At 70.8% G+C, this 16,180-nt stretch carries 17 protein-coding genes; 10 read left to right on the top strand and 7 right to left on the bottom strand.

The genetic code is table 11. The features are described 5' to 3' along the window. Positions 1 to 174: 174 nt before the first annotated feature. Positions 175 to 1,164 (top strand): GTP 3',8-cyclase MoaA, encoded by a 990-nt coding sequence (moaA, locus tag ABFX55_RS17515; protein WP_346122295.1) that lies wholly within the window; start codon positions 175 to 177, stop codon positions 1,162 to 1,164. On the opposite strand, the gene ABFX55_RS17510 is transcribed toward moaA, so the two are convergent. From ABFX55_RS17510 to ABFX55_RS17500, 3 genes are all read right to left on the bottom strand, one after another. Further along, entirely contained in the window at positions 1,151 to 2,086 is a 936-nt protein-coding gene (locus tag ABFX55_RS17510; protein WP_346122293.1) for an LLM class flavin-dependent oxidoreductase, read from the bottom strand. The two genes, moaA and ABFX55_RS17510, sit on opposite strands and share 14 nt — an antisense overlap. A 154-nt stretch (positions 2,087 to 2,240) precedes the next feature. Next, positions 2,241 to 2,903: a GntR family transcriptional regulator gene (locus ABFX55_RS17505; protein ID WP_346122291.1), complete on the bottom strand. Its 663-nt coding sequence runs from the start codon at positions 2,901 to 2,903 to the stop codon at positions 2,241 to 2,243. Then, positions 2,900 to 4,012, bottom strand: coding sequence for a CaiB/BaiF CoA transferase family protein (locus tag ABFX55_RS17500; RefSeq protein ID WP_346122290.1), 1,113 nt, complete (start codon positions 4,010 to 4,012; stop codon positions 2,900 to 2,902). Before ABFX55_RS17500 ends, ABFX55_RS17505 begins: the two co-directional genes overlap by 4 nt. Before the next feature lie 73 nt (positions 4,013 to 4,085). Between ABFX55_RS17500 and ABFX55_RS17495 the strand changes: the two genes are divergently transcribed. The 3 genes from ABFX55_RS17495 to ABFX55_RS17485 all read left to right on the top strand — a co-directional run bounded on the left by ABFX55_RS17495 (position 4,086) and on the right by ABFX55_RS17485 (position 6,242). Then, entirely contained in the window at positions 4,086 to 5,246 is a 1,161-nt protein-coding gene (locus ABFX55_RS17495; RefSeq protein ID WP_346122288.1) for an acyl-CoA dehydrogenase family protein, read from the top strand. Between the two features lie 106 nt (positions 5,247 to 5,352). Then, positions 5,353 to 5,988: a molybdenum cofactor guanylyltransferase gene (gene mobA, locus ABFX55_RS17490; protein WP_346122286.1), complete on the top strand. Its 636-nt coding sequence runs from the start codon at positions 5,353 to 5,355 to the stop codon at positions 5,986 to 5,988. Then, positions 5,985 to 6,242 carry a DUF6457 domain-containing protein gene (locus ABFX55_RS17485; RefSeq protein WP_183661812.1) on the top strand — a complete coding sequence of 86 codons (258 nt, stop codon included), beginning with the start codon at positions 5,985 to 5,987 and terminating at the stop codon, positions 6,240 to 6,242. The genes mobA and ABFX55_RS17485 overlap by 4 nt, the downstream gene beginning before the upstream one ends. Before the next feature lie 258 nt (positions 6,243 to 6,500). Here ABFX55_RS17485 and ABFX55_RS17480 read toward each other — a convergent pair whose 3' ends face one another. After that, positions 6,501 to 6,815: a DUF3099 domain-containing protein gene (locus ABFX55_RS17480; RefSeq protein WP_346122284.1), complete on the bottom strand. Its 315-nt coding sequence runs from the start codon at positions 6,813 to 6,815 to the stop codon at positions 6,501 to 6,503. A gap of 99 nt (positions 6,816 to 6,914) precedes the next feature. Here ABFX55_RS17480 and ABFX55_RS17475 point away from each other — a divergent pair, with 99 nt between their 5' ends. Both ABFX55_RS17475 and ABFX55_RS17470 read left to right on the top strand, forming a co-directional pair. After that, the gene (locus ABFX55_RS17475) at positions 6,915 to 7,127 is read left to right on the top strand and encodes a dodecin (RefSeq protein WP_346122282.1); all 213 of its coding nucleotides are present in this window, start codon (positions 6,915 to 6,917) and stop codon (positions 7,125 to 7,127) included. A 96-nt stretch (positions 7,128 to 7,223) separates the two neighbouring features. After that, positions 7,224 to 8,246, top strand: a complete 1,023-nt coding sequence (locus ABFX55_RS17470; protein WP_346122281.1) for a linear amide C-N hydrolase — start codon at positions 7,224 to 7,226, stop codon at positions 8,244 to 8,246. A 37-nt stretch (positions 8,247 to 8,283) separates the two neighbouring features. Here ABFX55_RS17470 and ABFX55_RS17465 read toward each other — a convergent pair whose 3' ends face one another. Both ABFX55_RS17465 and ABFX55_RS17460 read right to left on the bottom strand, forming a co-directional pair. Then, positions 8,284 to 9,639 carry a metallopeptidase TldD-related protein gene (locus ABFX55_RS17465; protein WP_346122279.1) on the bottom strand — a complete coding sequence of 452 codons (1,356 nt, stop codon included), beginning with the start codon at positions 9,637 to 9,639 and terminating at the stop codon, positions 8,284 to 8,286. Positions 9,640 to 9,653: 14 nt separating this feature from the next. Beyond that, entirely contained in the window at positions 9,654 to 11,147 is a 1,494-nt protein-coding gene (locus ABFX55_RS17460; protein ID WP_346122277.1) for a TldD/PmbA family protein, read from the bottom strand. 77 nt (positions 11,148 to 11,224) lie between these two features. On the opposite strand from ABFX55_RS17460, the gene ABFX55_RS17455 reads away from it, so the two are divergent. From ABFX55_RS17455 to ABFX55_RS17440, 4 genes are all read left to right on the top strand, one after another. Continuing rightward, complete coding sequence (locus ABFX55_RS17455; protein ID WP_183661802.1) at positions 11,225 to 11,920, top strand: beta-ketoacyl-ACP reductase; 696 nt, start codon at positions 11,225 to 11,227, stop codon at positions 11,918 to 11,920. Between the two features lie 3 nt (positions 11,921 to 11,923). After that, positions 11,924 to 12,688 carry an enoyl-ACP reductase FabI gene (gene fabI / locus ABFX55_RS17450; RefSeq protein WP_183661800.1) on the top strand — a complete coding sequence of 255 codons (765 nt, stop codon included), beginning with the start codon at positions 11,924 to 11,926 and terminating at the stop codon, positions 12,686 to 12,688. Between the two features lie 132 nt (positions 12,689 to 12,820). Further along, positions 12,821 to 13,441 (top strand): TetR family transcriptional regulator, encoded by a 621-nt coding sequence (locus ABFX55_RS17445; RefSeq protein ID WP_346122275.1) that lies wholly within the window; start codon positions 12,821 to 12,823, stop codon positions 13,439 to 13,441. A gap of 202 nt (positions 13,442 to 13,643) precedes the next feature. Beyond that, positions 13,644 to 15,221 (top strand): MDR family MFS transporter, encoded by a 1,578-nt coding sequence (locus ABFX55_RS17440; protein WP_346122273.1) that lies wholly within the window; start codon positions 13,644 to 13,646, stop codon positions 15,219 to 15,221. Between the two features lie 33 nt (positions 15,222 to 15,254). Here the strand turns inward: ABFX55_RS17440 and ABFX55_RS17435 are convergent, their stop codons facing one another. Beyond that, on the bottom strand, positions 15,255 to 16,154 hold the full coding sequence (locus ABFX55_RS17435) for a hypothetical protein (RefSeq protein WP_346122271.1): 900 nt from the start codon (positions 16,152 to 16,154) through the stop codon (positions 15,255 to 15,257). Positions 16,155 to 16,180 lie beyond the last annotated feature (26 nt).

Below are 16,180 nucleotides of genomic sequence, written 5' to 3'. Positions count from 1 at the left end.
TGGTTGTTGATCAGTCTTGCGTGACCAGGAAGGAAATCCCATCCATTTTACCGCCAGGGGATTTCCCCTGGCGGCGGCCTGCGGGAGTCGAGCGGCGGGGGCTCGGTCTGTTGTCGGGGGGATGGAATAGGCTGAACTGATGTTCCCCTCGGAAAGCTAGGAGGTGACCCCCCTGTGCTGAAGGACTCCTTCGGCAGGGTGGCGACCGACCTTCGGGTGTCACTCACCGACAAGTGCAACCTGCGCTGCACCTACTGCATGCCGCCCGAAGGGCTCGACTGGCTGCCCAACGCCCAGCTGCTGACCGCCGACGAGATCGTCAGGCTGGTCACGATCGGCGTCGAGCGTCTGGGCATCACCGAGGTGCGCTACACCGGCGGCGAGCCGCTGCTGCGCAGGGAGCTGGTCGACATCGTGGCCCGTACGGCCGCGCTGCGCCCCAAGCCGCAGGTGTCGCTCACCACCAACGGCATCGGCCTGGCCAAGCTGGCAGGCGCGCTGGCCGAGGCTGGTCTCGACCGGGTCAACGTCTCCCTCGACACCCTTGACCGCGAGACGTTCAAGCGCCTGGCCCACCGCGACAGGTTCGAGGACGTCGTCGCGGGGCTGGAGGCCGCCGACCGCGCGGGGCTGCGTCCCGTCAAGGTCAACGCGGTGCTGATGCGCGGCATCAACGACCATGAGGCGGTGCCGCTGCTGCGCTTCTGCCTCGAGCGAGGCTATGAGCTGCGCTTCATCGAGCAGATGCCGCTCGACGCCCAGCACGGCTGGAGCCGCGCCGACATGGTGACGGCCGACGAGATCCTCGCGCTGCTGCAGGCCGAGGTCGACCTGTGCGCCGACGACCTGGAGGAGCGCGGCAGCGCGCCCGCCGAGCGTTTCCTCGTCGACGGCGGCCCCGCGCGGGTGGGCGTCATCGGCTCGGTGACCCGTCCGTTCTGCGGGGCCTGCGACCGCGTACGGCTGACCGCCGACGGTCAGATCCGCAACTGCCTGTTCGCCAGGGAGGAGTCCGACCTCAAGGCCGCGCTGCGCGCCGGAGCGGGCGACGACGAGCTGGCCGAGCGCTGGATCGCCGCGGTGCGCGGCAAGCGGGCAGGGCACGGCATCGACGACCCGTCCTTCCTGCAGCCCTCCAGGCCGATGTCGGCTATCGGAGGCTGATCAGCCGCCGGTAGGAGTCCAGGCGCCGGTCGAGGTCGTAGGTGTTCATCGTCACCAGCACCTCGTCGGCGCCGGTCCGCTCCACCAGCTCGCGCAGTCGCTCGGCCACCTGCTCCTCGGTGCCGTGGATCTGCCCCCGCAGCGCCTCGTCGAGGTAGGTGCGCTCGCGCTCGGTCAGCTCCATCGACAGGATCTCCTCCGGGGGGCGGAGCGGCGGGAAGACGCCGCGCGTGCGCGAGTGGGCGGTGGCCCAGGCCTCGGGCAGCTGCAGCAGGTGAGCGTCCTCGCCGACGGCGATGTTGGCCGCCACGATCACGTACGGCGTGCCCTTCACCCGCTCCCTGTAGCGCCTGGCGCCCTCCTCTGCCCTGCCTCCGCCGATCACGAGGGGGAGCCCGAGTTCGGCGGCGACGTCCGCGCCCGAACCGATCGCCAGCACGAAGGCGGGCACCTTCCTGCCTTCGGCTGGCATGGCGTGCACGCCGTCCCTGCCCCTGGTGAAGTAGTCGAGCAGCTCCTCGATCTGCTCGGCGAAGTTCTCCGCGTCCTGCTTGTCGTGGCCCAGCGCCCGCCTGATGCCGCCGGTGAAGCCGACGGACCTGCCCAGGCCCATGTCGATTCGCCCGGGGTAGAGCGCGTCGAGGACGCCGAACTGCTCGGCCACCACGAGCGGCCGGTGGTTGGGCAGCATGACGCCGCCCGTGCCCACCCTGATCCGCGAGGTCGCCGCCGCCACGGCCGAGGCCAGCACGGTGGGCGCCGAGCCTGCCACGCCGGGCACCGCGTGATGCTCCGACACCCAGAAGCGGTGATAGCCGAGCGCCTCGGCCTGCCTGGCGAACGCGACGGTGTCGCGCAGCGCCCGCGCGGGGTCCTGTCCCTGCCTGACGAGGGATCGGTCGAGAATCGACAGCTTTGTCACCTCTCGTGCAACACGCCGGGCGCGGAGGGATTCCCGCATGGAGGCTCCCGCGCCGCTCGCGGAGGGCGCCAGGCCGGAGCGGGCCTTCGCCGACGTGCTCATGATCGGGGAGTCGCAGAGCGACCACGCCAGGGCCGCGAAGGAGAGAGGCGGGTCAGGGGGTGAGGACGGTGGACAGGGCCGCGACCGCGTGGGCGCGGTGCTCGTCCAGCCTGCTGACCACCTCGTCGGCGGCGCCCCGCCGCAGCGCGTCGAGCACCCCCCGATGCTCGGCCACGACGCGCTCCCTGTTGCCGCCCTCGCCGTAGTAGAGCGAGCGGTAGGCGTCGGTGGAGTCCCACAGGGTCCTGATCAGCCGGACCAGCCGCGGCATCCCCGAGCACTCGAACAGCGTCATGTGGAAGACCCTGTTCGCGCCGGCCATCTCCTGCACCTCGCCCGTCGCGGCGAACCGCTCCACCTCCGCCTGCGCCCGCTCGAGCCGCAGCAGATCGTCCTCGCCGAGCCGCGCGACGGCCTTGCGTACCGCCTCCTCCTCCAGCAGCTCGCGGATGCGGTAGACCTCGAGCAGGTCGTCGAGCGACAGGGTCTCCACGAAGTAGCCGCGGTGCGCCTGGTAGGTGACCAGGCCCTCGCCGTGGAGCGTCTTCAGCGCCTCGCGCAGCGGCACCCTGCTGACGTCGAACTCCTCCGCCAGGGCGTCCTGCCTGATCGGGCTGCCTGGACGCAGCCTGCCCGTGGTGATCGCCCTGCGGAGCTCGGCGAGCACGAACTGCTGCGCCGTGGGCGGCCTGCGCCGTTCTTCGACCGAGCTCATCGCCCCAATATCTCACGGACCCATGCGGCGTCCTGTCCGAGGCCGGGAGGCGGCAGCCGGTAGGAGGCGGGCGTGCGCCCCAGCCCGATGGGGTTGGCCACCTGGCCGTCCACCACGGGCTCGAAGCCCAGCGACGAGGCCAGCGCGAAGGCCCCCGCCACGTCGTTGATCGGCCCGCAGGGGACCCCCGCCGAGGTGAGCGCGGCGAACCACGTGTCGGCCGACGCGGTGGCCAGCGTCCGCGACAGCTCGGGCACCAGCGTCAGCCGGTCGGCGACCCTGCCCGCGTTCGTCGCGTAGCGGGGATCGGCGGACAGGTCCTGCCTGTCCAGCACCTCGCACAGCGCGCGGAACTGCCTGTCGTTGCCCGCCGCGATCACGATCGGCCGGTCGGCGGCCTCGAAGACCTCGTACGGCACGATGCTGGGGTGCCTGTTGCCCATCGCCTGGGGCACCACCCCCGCCGCGGCGAAGGCGGAGGCGTGGTTGGCCAGCGCCGACAGCAGCGAGGTCAGCAGGGACACCTCCACGCGCTGTCCCCGTCCTGTCGTGTCACGGTGGCGGAGGGCGGCGAGCACGCCGAGCGCGGCGTGCAGCCCGGTGATCACGTCGACCAGGGCCACGCCCGTCTTGGTTCCCGGGCCCGAGGGCTCGCCCGTCACGCTCATGAGCCCGCCCACCGCCTGCACCACCAGGTCGTAGCCGGGCAGCTCGGCGCCCTTGCCCGCGCCGAACCCGGTCACCGAGCAGTAGACGAGCCCGGGGTTGGCCGCGCTCGCCTGCTCGTAGCCGAGCCCCAGTCGCTCCATCGTGCCCGGCCTGAAGTTCTCCACCAGCACGTCGGCGCGGGCGACCAGCGCCCTGGCCACCTCCAGGTCGCCGGGGTCACGCAGGTCGAGGGCTATCGAGCGCTTGTTGCGGTTGACGCCGAGGAAGTAGGTCGCCTGCCCGTCGGCGTACGGCGGGCCCCAGGCCCGCGTGTCGTCGCCGCCGTCGGGCCGCTCGATCTTCACCACGTCCGCGCCCAGGTCGGCCAGCAGCATCGTCGCGTAGGGCCCGGCCAGCACCCTGCTGAAGTCGGCCACCAGCAGGCCGCCAAGACTCTCCATAGTCAACGCACCCTAAGCTGTGTCATGTTGGATATTCAATATTGGATCCAATCTAGCCGGAGGGTTCGGACCCATGCACCCCACCACTCTGTTCGCCGTCGACGGGCTCCTGACCGAGGAGGAGCGCGAGATCAGGAGCGCCGTCCGCCGCGTGTGCGACCGCGAGCTGCGCCCCAACCTCACCACCTGGTTCGAGGAGGGCCAGATCCCCGCCAGGGAGCTGGCGCGCAGGTTCGGCGAGCTCGGCGTGCTCGGCATGCACCTGGAAGGTTACGGCTGCGCGGGCCTGGGCGCGGTCTCCTACGGCCTGGCCTGCCTGGAGCTGGAGGCCGCCGACTCGGGCCTGCGCAGCCTGGTCTCGGTCCAGGGCTCGCTGGCCATGTACGCCATCTGGCGCTACGGCAGCGAGGAGCAGAAGAACGAGTGGCTGCCCGCCATGGCCGCCGGCGAGCGCATCGGCTGCTTCGGCCTCACCGAGCCCGACTTCGGCTCCGACCCGGCCGGCATGCGCACCAGCGCCAAGCGCGAGGGAGGCGACTGGGTGCTGAACGGCACCAAGATGTGGATCACCAACGGCTCGGTCTCCGACGTGGCCGTGGTGTGGGCGCAGACCGAGGAGGGCATCCGTGGCTTCCTCGTTCCGGCGGGCACGCCCGGCTTCACCGCCCGTGACCTCAAGCACAAGGTCTCCCTGCGCGCCTCCGTGACCAGCGAGCTGGTCCTCGACTCCGTACGGCTGCCGCAGGAGGCCGTCCTGCCGGGCGCCCTCGGCCTGTCAGGACCGCTGCGCTGCCTGAACGAGGCCAGGTTCGGCATCGTGTTCGGCGCGATGGGCGCGGCGCTCGACTGCCTGGAGACCGCGATCGCCTACGCGGGGGAGCGCGAGGTGTTCGGCAGGCCCCTCGCCTCCTTCCAGCTCACCCAGGACAAGCTTGCCGACATGGCCCTCGAGCTGGGCAAGGGGCTGCTGCTGGCCGTCCACCTGGGCAGGTTGAAGGAGGCGGGCACGATCACACCGGAGCAGGTCAGCGCGGGCAAGCTCAACAACGTGCGCGAGGCCCTGGAGATCGCCAGGACCTGCAGGACCATCCTGGGCGCCAGCGGCATCACCCTGGAGTACCCGGTGATCAGGCATGCGGTGAACCTGGAGTCGGTGCTCACCTACGAGGGGACCTCGGAGATCCACGCGCTCGTCCTGGGCAAGGCGCTGACCGGCCACGCCGCCTTCGCCTGACGCCGCCTCCCGCCGGTCAGGCCGCCTTCCGGTGACGCGTGGATCATCGTGAGGGGTGATTTTGGGGAGTGGGTGATCCGCCCATGAACGTCGTAGCGTGGGACACATGCGGCATGACGCGATCATCCTCGCCGGCGGGGCGGCCACCCGGATGGGCGGCAGGGACAAGCCAGGCCTGCTGGTCGGCGGCAGGAGCCTGGTGGAGCGGGTGGCGGCCGCCGTTCCTCACGCGGAACGCCTGGTCGTCGTCGGCCCGCCGCGCGACCTGCCGGGCGCGCTCTTCACCCGCGAGGACCCGCCCGGCGGTGGCCCCGTTCCCGCGCTGCGCGCGGGGCTGGCCCTGGCGGCGGCGCCCTGGGTGGCGCTGCTGGCCGGCGACCTGCCGCTGCTGCTGCCCGAGCACGTCATCGCGCTCCTCGACGCCGCCGGCACGCGGGAGCGGGCCGCCGGGGCCGTCCTGCTCGATGACGGCGGGCGCGAGCAGTGGCTGGCGGGGGTGTGGCGGACCGCCGCGCTGCGCGCGGCGCTGGAGGACTACGGGGGCCGCTCCCTGCACGGCCTGCTCGCCCCCCTCGACCCCGTACGGCTGCGCCTGCCCGGCACGCCCTGGCTCGACTGCGACACAATGGACGAGCTGCGGAGCCTCACGCAGACCGGCGACGACCCGCACCGACCGCCCGAAAGGAGGGGTGGCGTGAACTCAGGACCCGAGGCGGGCGAGCGCTCGCCACACCACACATGAACGTGCTGAGCGAATGGACCGCGCTGGCCTGCAAGGAGCTGGGCGTCGATCCCGCCTCCGTCGACAGGGACCTCATCCTCGAACTGACCAAGGAGGTCGCCCACGGCGTCGCCAGGCCCGCCGCGCCGCTGACCGCCTACCTGCTCGGGCTGGCCCAGGGGTCGGGCACCGCGCCCGAGGACGCCGTCGAGCGCATCACGACGCTGGCCCGCAACTGGGAACGGGCCACGACAGAGACCTTGACCGACGGCTGATGATCGCGGTCAAAGCTGAAGGTTTGCTGTGAACCCGGGTAAACGATTTCGGGAAAGCACGCCTATCCGACCGTATGGTCGAAAACAAAAATGACTGAGAAAAGGGCGAAGCCGGGTGGTTACGGGGGCAAACCACCCGGCTTCGCTTCATCGGCGTTCCGACGGGGGCCCGGAACGCCGGCACCAGCACTCCGACGGGGGACCGGAGCGCTTGGCTAAAGCGTACACCTACAACCCATGGGATGCGTCAAGACTTAGTCACGACCCGATCTCGCGTCGGTGGAGTGGAATCTCCTGTTGGTCAGGCGCAGGGGTGGAAAAGGTCGGAGGCGGGGCATCCTTGCCCCGCTCATTGGCACCGATTACGGCTATGTATGGCAAAAAGATGGCTCCCGCGATGAACAGCAGCCTGAACGGCCAGGGCACCGGCACCACCACGGCCAGGATCAGGCAGATCGTGCGGATGCCCATCTGGATGAGGTAGACCTTCTCCCTGCGGTTGATGTCCGCGCTGAGAGACGGCCGGGCGTCGGTCACCCGGTGGACGTCCCGTTCGCGCCGCAAACCCTTCACGTCTTCCACCGTAGACCTCGGACGGCACGGGTGCGACGGCGCCCCTGGACGGGACGGCGGGTCATGCGATCATGGCTTTCGGGTAAGGGAGGAGGAGCTATGTCGGATCGTACGTACCGGGTGACCGAGATAGTCGGCACGTCGGGGGAGAGCCTCGACGACGCCGTCCGCAACGGCATCCGCAGGGCCTCGCAGACGCTGCGGCACCTCGACTGGTTCGAGGTCACGGAGATCAGGGGCCACATCGAACAGGGCGAGGTGGCCCACTACCAGGTGGGGATGAAGGTGGGCTTCAGGCTCGAGGACGCCTGATCTCCGTCACCGTTTCATGCCTGACGTGACTTCGCCGGGCCCGCGCGGCACACTCTGATATGAAGGGGGCTGCCGGCTCGGCGAAGGGACCACTTGATGACACCGGCCTTACGCGCGCTGCGCTCCGCCGCCTCGCTGCTCGCGGCGCTGGCGCTGGCCGTACCGCTGGCGACCGCCTGTTCGGCCGCCGGCACGGCGGGCCAGGAGCGGGCGGGCCAGGCCGTGACAGGGAAGGCGGCTCCCGTGAAGGCCACCTCCGCGCCGGTGCTGCGGCAGAGCGCCGACGAGGTCGCCCGCACCAGCGCCAGCATGAGGCAGCTGGACGACCTGCCGATGTACGAGATGACCTTCCGCGGCGGCTACGACGTCGGAGCGCCGCTCACCGAGGACGAGCTCGGCAGGAAGGCCGAAGGGTGGGCCTGCTCGCTGTTCCACAGGGGCGCCGAGTTCGGCCGCAACTTCGACTGGGACGACAACCCCGCCATCGTCGTGCGCGCCGACCCTCCGGGCGGTTACGCCTCCCTGTCGGTGGCCGACGCCTACTACGTGCTCGGCAAGACCGGCCCCGTCGACCTCGGCGACCCGGTCGAGCGGCGAAGGCTCGGGCACGCGGTGCTCGCCCCCTTCGACGGCATGAACGAGAAGGGGCTGGCCGTCGGCCTGGCCGCCACCCCGACCGCCGAGCTGCCCGCCCCCATGAAGGGCAGGCCCACGGTGAGCAGCGTGCGGATCATCAGGGTCCTGCTGGACAGGGCGGCCACGGTGAAGGAGGCGCTGGCGCTGATGCGCACCTACAACGTCGACTTCGCCGGCGGACCCCAGGTGCACTACCTGCTCGCCGACAAGAGCGGCGCGTCGGCCGTCGTGGAGTACGGCGAAGGCAGGATGCACGTGCGCGACGACCGCGTCCTGACCAACTGGAGCGTCGTCAGCGGCACCCCCGACGACCGCCACAGGAGGCTCACCGCGACGGTCGACTCGGGGGCCGACGGGCTCGACCTGCTGAAGAGCGTGGCCCAGGGCCACACCCGCTGGTCGATCGTCTACGACCTGAAGAAGGGCACCGCCAGGCTGGTGACGGCCAAGCGGTGGAACCGGGTGCACCGCCTTACCCTGTGATCGTGCGAGGGCAGGCGGCGCACCCGCGAAAGGCGGATCAGTTGGCCTGGCTGACCGTCGACATGTTGAAGTCGGGCACCCTGACCGGCGGCATGATCGTGCGGGTGAAGTAGTCGTTCCACTCGCGCGGCAGCGTCTGCTGGGCGGCCCCGACCTCGCTCAGGCGGCCCAGCAGGTCGACGGGGCTCTCGTTGAACCTGAAGTTGTTGACCTCGCCGACCACCTCGCCGTGCTCGACCAGGTAGACCCCGTCGCGGGTCAGTCCGGTCAGCAGGAGCGTCTGCGGGTCGACCTCGCGGATGTACCACAGGCAGGTCAGCAGCAGCCCGCGCTCGGTGGAGGCGATCATCTCCTCCAGCGACCTGCCGCCCTCGCCGCCCCGCATGATCAGGTTGTCGATCGACGGCGTCACGGGCAGGCCGCTCAGCTCCGCCGAGTGGCGGGTCTGCATGAGCGCGGTCAGCGTGCCGTCTTTCACCCAGTCGGTCGCCGCCAGCGGCAGGCCGTTGTCGAAGACCGAGCTGCGGCGGCTGGGCGCGTGCGCGGTCACGAACGGCGCGCACTCGATGCCGAGGGCGGCGGGGTCGCTGCTCAGCGTGACGGGCAGCTGGGCGAGCCGCTCGCCGACGCGGGTGCCGCCGCCAGGCTTGGAGAAGACCGTGCGGCCGTCGAGGGCGTCACGCGCGCCGCTCGACCACAGCATGTAGATCATCAGGTCGGCGACCGCGCTCGGCGGCAGCAGCGTCTCGTAGCGGCCGGCCGGCAGGTCGACCCGGTTCTTGGCCCACTCGAGGCGCTGGGCCAGCGAGGAGTCGAGCGCGGCCACGTCGACGTCGGAGAAGTCGCGGGTGGCCACACCCGTCCAGGCCGAGCGCTTGAGGTCGGCGGACTTGGCGTTGAGCTCGAGACGCCCCGTCGGCTGGTCGTGGCGCAGCCGCAGGCCCCTCGACGAGCCGACGAAGGTGGAGGTCAGCGTGTGCTCGGCGAAGCCGTACAGCTTCCTGCCGCCCGCCTCCGCGGCGGCGAACGTCTCGCCGAGAGCGGGGGCGAAGTCGCCGAAAACCCCGATCGAGGTGGGCAGCACGGGCTCGACCCAGTTGGCGCTCGAGCCCGCCCCCTCCACCAGGGGCCTGACGTCCTCGGCCGGCTGCGCCTCGCGCGCCGCCGCGTCGGCCGCGGCGACCACCTCGGGCAGCTGCTCGGGCCTGACGGCCGCGCGCGACACCACGCCGACGCCCGCGCCCACGATCGAGATCACGGTCAGCTGCGCCGACCTGGCGACGCCGTTGGTGGTGAGCGTGTTGCCCGCGAAGCGCAGGTTGGCCGTCGAGCCCTCGTCCACGATGACGACGCAGTCGTCGGCCTGGGAGAGCTCGAGCGCCCTCTCGACCATTTCCTGAGGAGATGTCACTTTCCACCCTCCTGCACGGTGTTGAGGATCCTGACGCCGCGGAACAGCGCCGAGGGGCAGCCGTGGCTGACAGGGGCGACCTGGCCGGGCTGGCCCTTGCCGCAGTTGAAGGCGCCACCGAGCACGTAGGTCTCGGGGCCGCCCACGGCCTCCATCGAGCCCCAGAAGTCGGTCGTGGTCGCCTGGTAGGCGAAGTCGCGCACCTGGCCGGCGAGCGCGCCGTTCTCGATCCTGAACGCCCGCTGCCCGGTGAACTGGAAGTTGTAGCGCTGCATGTCGATCGACCAGCTCTTGTCGCCGACGATGTAGAGGCCGCGCTCCACGCCGGCGATCAGCTCCTCGGTGGAGGGACCGCCGGGGGCGGGCTTCAGCGAGACGTTGGCCATCCGCTGGATCGGCATGTGGCCGGGCGAGTCGGCGAAGGCGCAGCCGTTGCTCGCGCCGAGGCCCTTCATCAGCGCCATCCTGCGGTCGAGCTGGTAGCCGACCAGGATGCCGTCCTTGACGATGTCGAACTCGCGGGTGGCCACGCCCTCGTCGTCGTAGCCGATCGTGGACAGGCCGTGCTCGACGGTGCGGTCGCCGACGACGTTCATGACGGGCGAGCCGTAGACGAGCGTGCCGAGCTGGTCGAAGGTGGCGAAGCTGGTGCCCGCGTAGGCCGCCTCGTAGCCGAGGGCCCTGTCGAGCTCGGTGGCGTGGCCGATCGACTCGTGGATCGTCAGCCACAGGTTGGAGGGGTGGATCACCAGGTCGTAGTCGCCCGCCTCGACCGAGGGGGCGGCCAGCTTCTCGGCCAGCAGCTCGGGCAGCCGGGCCAGCTCGCCCTGCCAGTCGTAGTGGCCGTTCGTCAGGTACTCGTAGCCCCTGCCGACCGGCGGCGCGATCGTGGACATGTCGTCGAACCCGCTGGGGCCCGACTTCATCGCGTTCAGCTCGGGGTGCACCCTGACACGCTGCTGGGTGGTGACGGTGCCCGCGGTGTCGGCGTAGAACTTCTGCTCCTTCACCTGCAGGAGCCGCGCGCTGACGTGGTCGGCGCCCTTCAGCAGCCCCGCCGACCAGTCGGCCAGCAGCGCCACCTTCTCCTTCTGCGGCACGGAGAAGGGGTCGATCTCGTAGGCGGAGACCCAGCTGACCTCGCCGTGCACGGGCTCGGGCGCCAGCTCGATGGGCTCCCTGTTGATCGGGGCGCTCACCTCCGCCACCTTGACGGCCTGCGCGGCCACCTCCGCGGCGGCCTCGGGGGTGAGCACGAGGCCCGCGGCGAAGCCCCAGGTGCCGTTCTTGACCACCCGTACGGCATAGCCGAGGTCGTCGGCGTCCATGGCCCCTTCGAGCCTGGCGTCGTAGAGGGCGAGGGATTCGGCTCGCACCCGCTCCAGCCGGAAGTCGGCATGCGAGGCGCCGAGGTCACGGGCGCGCTGAAGGGCTGCGTCCGCGAGCTGCCTGAGCGGCAGGGCGAGGAAATCGGGATCGATCTGGCGCATGTCAACGATCCTAACCCTGTGATCTTGTACGTCCCGGACAAGGGGATACCGGCGGGTAGGAGATAGCGTCAGGTCTCATGGCACGCTCTGTACTCGTCACCGGAGGCAATCGCGGCATCGGCCTCGCGATCGCCCGCGAACTGGCCGCGGCAGGCGACAACGTCGCCGTCACCTACCGATCGGGGGAGCCGCCCGAGGGATTGTTCGGCGTCCGCTGCGACGTGACCAGCTCCGACGACGTCGAGGCCGCCTTCGCCAAGGTGGAGGCCGAGCAGGGCCCCGTCGAGGTGCTCGTCTCCAACGCGGGCATCACCAAGGACACCCTGCTGGCGATGATGAAGGAGGAGACCTTCACCGACGTCATCGACGCCAACCTCACCGGCGCCTACCGGGTCGCCAAGCGCGCGATCAGGCCCATGATGAAGCTCAAGCGCGGCCGCATCATCCTCATCTCCTCCGTCGTCGGCCTCAGCGGCCAGGCCGGGCAGTCCAACTACGCCGCCTCCAAGGCCGGCCTGGTCGGCTTCGGCCGCTCCCTCGCCCGCGAGTACGGCTCGCGCGGCATCACCGTCAACGTCGTCGCCCCCGGCTTCGTCAAGACCGACATGACCGCCGAGCTCGACTCCGAGGCGATCGTCAAGAACATCCCGCTGGGCCGGCAGGCGGTCCCCGCGGAGATCGCGCGCGTCGTGCGCTTCCTCGCCAGCGACGACGCCTCCTACATCACAGGGGCCGTGATCCCCGTCGACGGCGGTCTGGGAATGGGGCACTGAAGCATGGGAATCCTCGAAGGCAAGCGCATCCTGGTCACCGGCGTCCTCACCGACGCCTCCATCGCCTTCTCCGTGGCCAAGCTGGCCCAGGAGCAGGGCGCCACGGTCGTGCTGACCGGCTTCGGCCGCCTGTCACTGGTCGAGCGCATCGCCAAGCGGCTGCCGCAGACGCCGCCGGTGATCGAGCTCGACGTGCAGAACACCGAGCACCTCGACACCCTGGCCGCCCGCGTCGGCGAGCACGTCGACGGCCTCGACGGCGTCGTCCACTCCATCGGCTTCGCTCCGCAGACCGCGCTCGGCGGCAACTTCCTCAACACCACGTGGGAGGACGTCGCCACCGCCCTGCACATCTCCACCTTCTCCTACAAGTCGCTGGCGGTGGCCTGCCTGCCGCTGATGAAGGAGGGCGGCTCGGTCGTCGGCCTCGACTTCGACGCCACCAAGGCCTGGCCCGTCTACGACTGGATGGGCGTGGCCAAGGCGGGCCTCGAGTCGGCCAACCGCTACCTCGCCCGCGACCTGGGCAAGCAGGGCATCAGGGTCAACCTGGTCGCGGCGGGGCCGCTGCGCACGATGGCGGCCAAGTCGATCCCCGGCTTCAAGGAGTTCGAGGAGGCCTGGCCGGAGAAGGCGCCCCTGGGCTGGGACCTCTCCGACACCGAGGTGGCGGCCAAGGCGTGCGTCGCGCTGATGTCCGACTGGTTCCCCGCCACCACGGGCGAGATCGTCCACGTCGACGGCGGCGTCCACGCGATGGGCGTCTAGGTTCACGCACGCTCTCGAGCCCCCTGCGCTCCATGCGCAGGGGGCTTCTTCATGCCCGCTGCGATGTGATGTGCGGCACTTCAGAGGATGAAATGTTGCAGAGTCTGAAATTTCATCCGTAGTCTTGATGTTGTGACCATCGTGGACAGCACTGAAGAGCTCGGGCGCCGAGACAGGAAGAAGCTCGAGACCCGTGCCGCTCTCGAGCGCGCCGCTCTCACGCTGGTCGCCGAGCGGGGCCTGGCCGGTGTCACGGTCGAGGACATCGCCGAAGCGGTCGATGTCTCCTCCCGCACGTTCTTCAACTACTTCCCCTCCAAAGAGGACGCGCTGCTCGGCAGGAGCCCGAGGGCGGAGGCGGAGCTGATCGAGCGGCTGGCCCGGGTGCCCGCCGAGGTGTCGGCGCTGGCCGCGCTGCGCTCGGTACTGCTCGAGGAGGCCGAGCGCGTCCAGGAGCGGCGCGAGGAGTGGCTGCTCAGGCTGAAGGTGTTCGAGCAGAACCCCTCGCTGCTGCTCAAGCTGTTCTCCGGAGGGGCCGAGGCCGAGCGGCGGCTGGTCACGGCCGTGGCAGGGCGGCTTCCCGAAGGCCCCTCGGGGACGGCGCACGCCGAGCTCGTCACCGCCGTGGCGCTCACCGCCTTCAGGGTGGCGGTGCTGCGCTGGAGCACAGTCGACACCCCGCTGGCGGGCCTGGTCGACGAGGTCTTCTCGCGGGTGGCCGAGGGGCTGCCCGACCCGAACCCGCCCGTCTGAGAGCCGGCCCGCCTGAAAACCCAGCCCATCTGAAAACCGGCCCATTCCACATCCGGTCCTTTGAGAACCGGACTGTCTGAGCCGGCCCCCTTGAAACCGGCTCGCCCCGAAGCGGGCCCGATCTCCACCCGAACCGCCCGGCGGCGGTCGCGCGGCCGAACCGCGCCGTGAACCGGCCAACGCCAGAGAAAATTGAGGAAGCATGACAACCACCAGCGCGCAGCCAGAATCCCCGGCCGCGCCCGCAGGGCCCACCTCGAGAAGAAAGGTCCTCCAGGCGCTGTCCGGGCTGATGGTGGGCATGTTCGTGTCCATCCTGGCCTCGACGGTCGTGGCCAACGCCCTGCCCCGCATCATCACCGACCTGCAGGGCTCGCAGACCGTCTACACCTGGATCGTCACCTCCGAGCTCCTGGCGATGACGGCCACCGTGCCGCTGTGGGGCAAGATGGCCGACCTCTACAGCAAGAAGCTGCTCATCCAGCTGTCACTCGGGCTGTTCGTGGCGGGCTCCCTGATCGCGGGCCTCACGCCCAACGTGGAGATCCTCATCGTCAGCCGCGTCGTCCAGGGCATCGGCGCGGGCGGCATGACCGCGCTGTCCATGGTCGTGATGGCGGCCATGATCCCGCCGCGCGAGCTGGGCCGCTACGCCGGCATCTTCGGCGCCGTCTTCGGCGTCGGCACCGTGGCCGGGCCGCTCATCGGCGGACTGCTCGTCGACACCTCCTGGCTCGGCTGGCGCTGGTGCTTCCTGATCGGCGTGCCCTTCACGCTCGTGGCCATCGTCCTGCTGCAGCGCACGCTGCACCTGCCGGTGGTGCGCAAGCAGGTCAAGGTCGACTATCTCGGCGCCTTCCTCATCACGCTGGGCGTCTGCACGCTGCTGGTGTGGTCGTCGCTGGCGGGCAGCCAGTTCGAGTGGGCCTCTTGGTGGAGCGTCGGCCTGGCGGGCGGCGGTGTCGTCGTCCTCGCGCTGGCGGTGTGGGTGGAGTCGAAGGCGGCCGAGCCCATCATCCCGCTGTCGCTGTTCAGGAACCGCACGGTCGCCCTCGCCACCATCGCCAGCGTGCTGGTCGGCGTGGCGATGTTCGGCGGCACGGTGTTCCTGTCGCAGTACTTCCAGATCGCGCTCGGCAAGTCGCCGACGGTCGCCGGTCTGATGAGCCTGCCCATGGTCTTCGGCCTGCTGGTCTCCTCCACGGTCGCGGGCCAGCTCATCACCAAGTGGGGCAGGTGGAAGGGCTTCCTGGTGGCCGGCGGCGTGGTGATGCTGGCGGGCATGGGGCTGCTCAGCACCATCGACGGCCAGACCAGCACGCTGCTGCTGTCGGTGTACATGGCCGTGCTGGGCATCGGCGTCGGCATGCTCATGCAGAACCTGGTGCTGGCGGCGCAGAACGACGTGCCCGCCCATGACCTCGGCGTCACCACCTCGATGCTGTCCTTCTTCCGCAGCATGGGCGGCGCCGTCGGCGTCAGCGCCCTCGGCGCGGTGCTGGCCAACAGGATCACCACGCTCATGACGGAGAAGCTCGGCCCCATGGCGGGCGGCTCGGGGGGCGAGGGCCAGACGGTTCCCGACATCTCAAAGCTGCCGGCCCCTGTGGTGCGGGTGATCCAGGACGTGTACGCCACGGCCACCGCCGACCTGTTCCTCATCGGCGTGCCGCTGACCGCGCTCGCGCTGGTGGCGGTGCTGTTCATCAAGGAGAAGCCGCTCAACACGCTGTCGGGCGAGGAGCGGCTGGCCAGGGAGCGCGCGGCGGCCGATCACTGACCCGCCCTCCCGCGGGCGCCGCCTCGGCCGAGTTCAGGCCAGGCGGTGCCTGCCCCCGACGCGGATGGGCTCGAACGGCATCGACTCGCCGTGCTCCTCGCGCCTGCGCCGCTGCTGCGACACCCGCGCGGCCAGGACCGCCGAGGCCAGCAGCACGGCCGTCAGCGCGGTGCCCAGCACGTCGGAGTCGGGCTCGCTGGGCCGTACGACCCGGCCGCCGATCTGGTCGGACAGCTTCTCGGAGAACGGGCCAGGCCAGAGCAGCTCGACCCGCGGATCGTCGGGATCGACGGGCGCGGGCTCGTCGGCGACGACCGGGTCGGTGCTCTCCATGTGGGGCCTGGTGACGGGCGGGGTCGGCGCCTCGGTGGGCAGGACCCCCTGCTGCCTGGGCCGCCTGGTCGGCGTGGCCGTGGCGGACGGCGTGGGCGTGCCCGTGGCGCTGGGCGAACCCGACGGGCTCGGCTCGGGCCGTCCTGGGTCCGTCACGGAGCCGAGCACCCCCTGCCCCTCGCACGCGAGCACGGGCAGGCAGACGTCCTCGAGCGTGCTGGAGACCAGCCCGCCGCCGTCGCGATCGCCGTCACCGTCGTCGCTCGAAGGGGGAGGCGGCTCGTCGGCGGCCTTCGAGGTGGGGGAGGGGGCGGGCCTGCCCGTAGGGGCGACCTCGCCCACGGTGCCGAGGACCGTTCCCGTGGCCTTGTCGACGCCACCGGTCACCGGGCCCAGGGAGTCGCCGGTGACGCCGTCGACCGTGTCGGTCACCCCGTCGACCAGCTCGCACACCCCGTTGGTCACGCCGGACAGCAGCCCGCCGCCTCGCTCGCAGTCGCGCAGCTCGGCCGTCGCCGCCCCCGCGCCCAGCGGGAGCGCCGCCAGCGCGAACGCGAGGAGGCCGACTGAGACCGCCGTCCTGCGGCGCCCAACGCCCATCTATCCCCTCCTGTGTCGATCCGCCC

The sequence above is a fragment of the Nonomuraea roseola genome, assembly GCF_039535395.1.
GTDB classification, from domain to species: domain Bacteria; phylum Actinomycetota; class Actinomycetes; order Streptosporangiales; family Streptosporangiaceae; genus Nonomuraea; species Nonomuraea roseola.
This window is presented reverse-complemented; position numbering and strand designations above follow the sequence as displayed.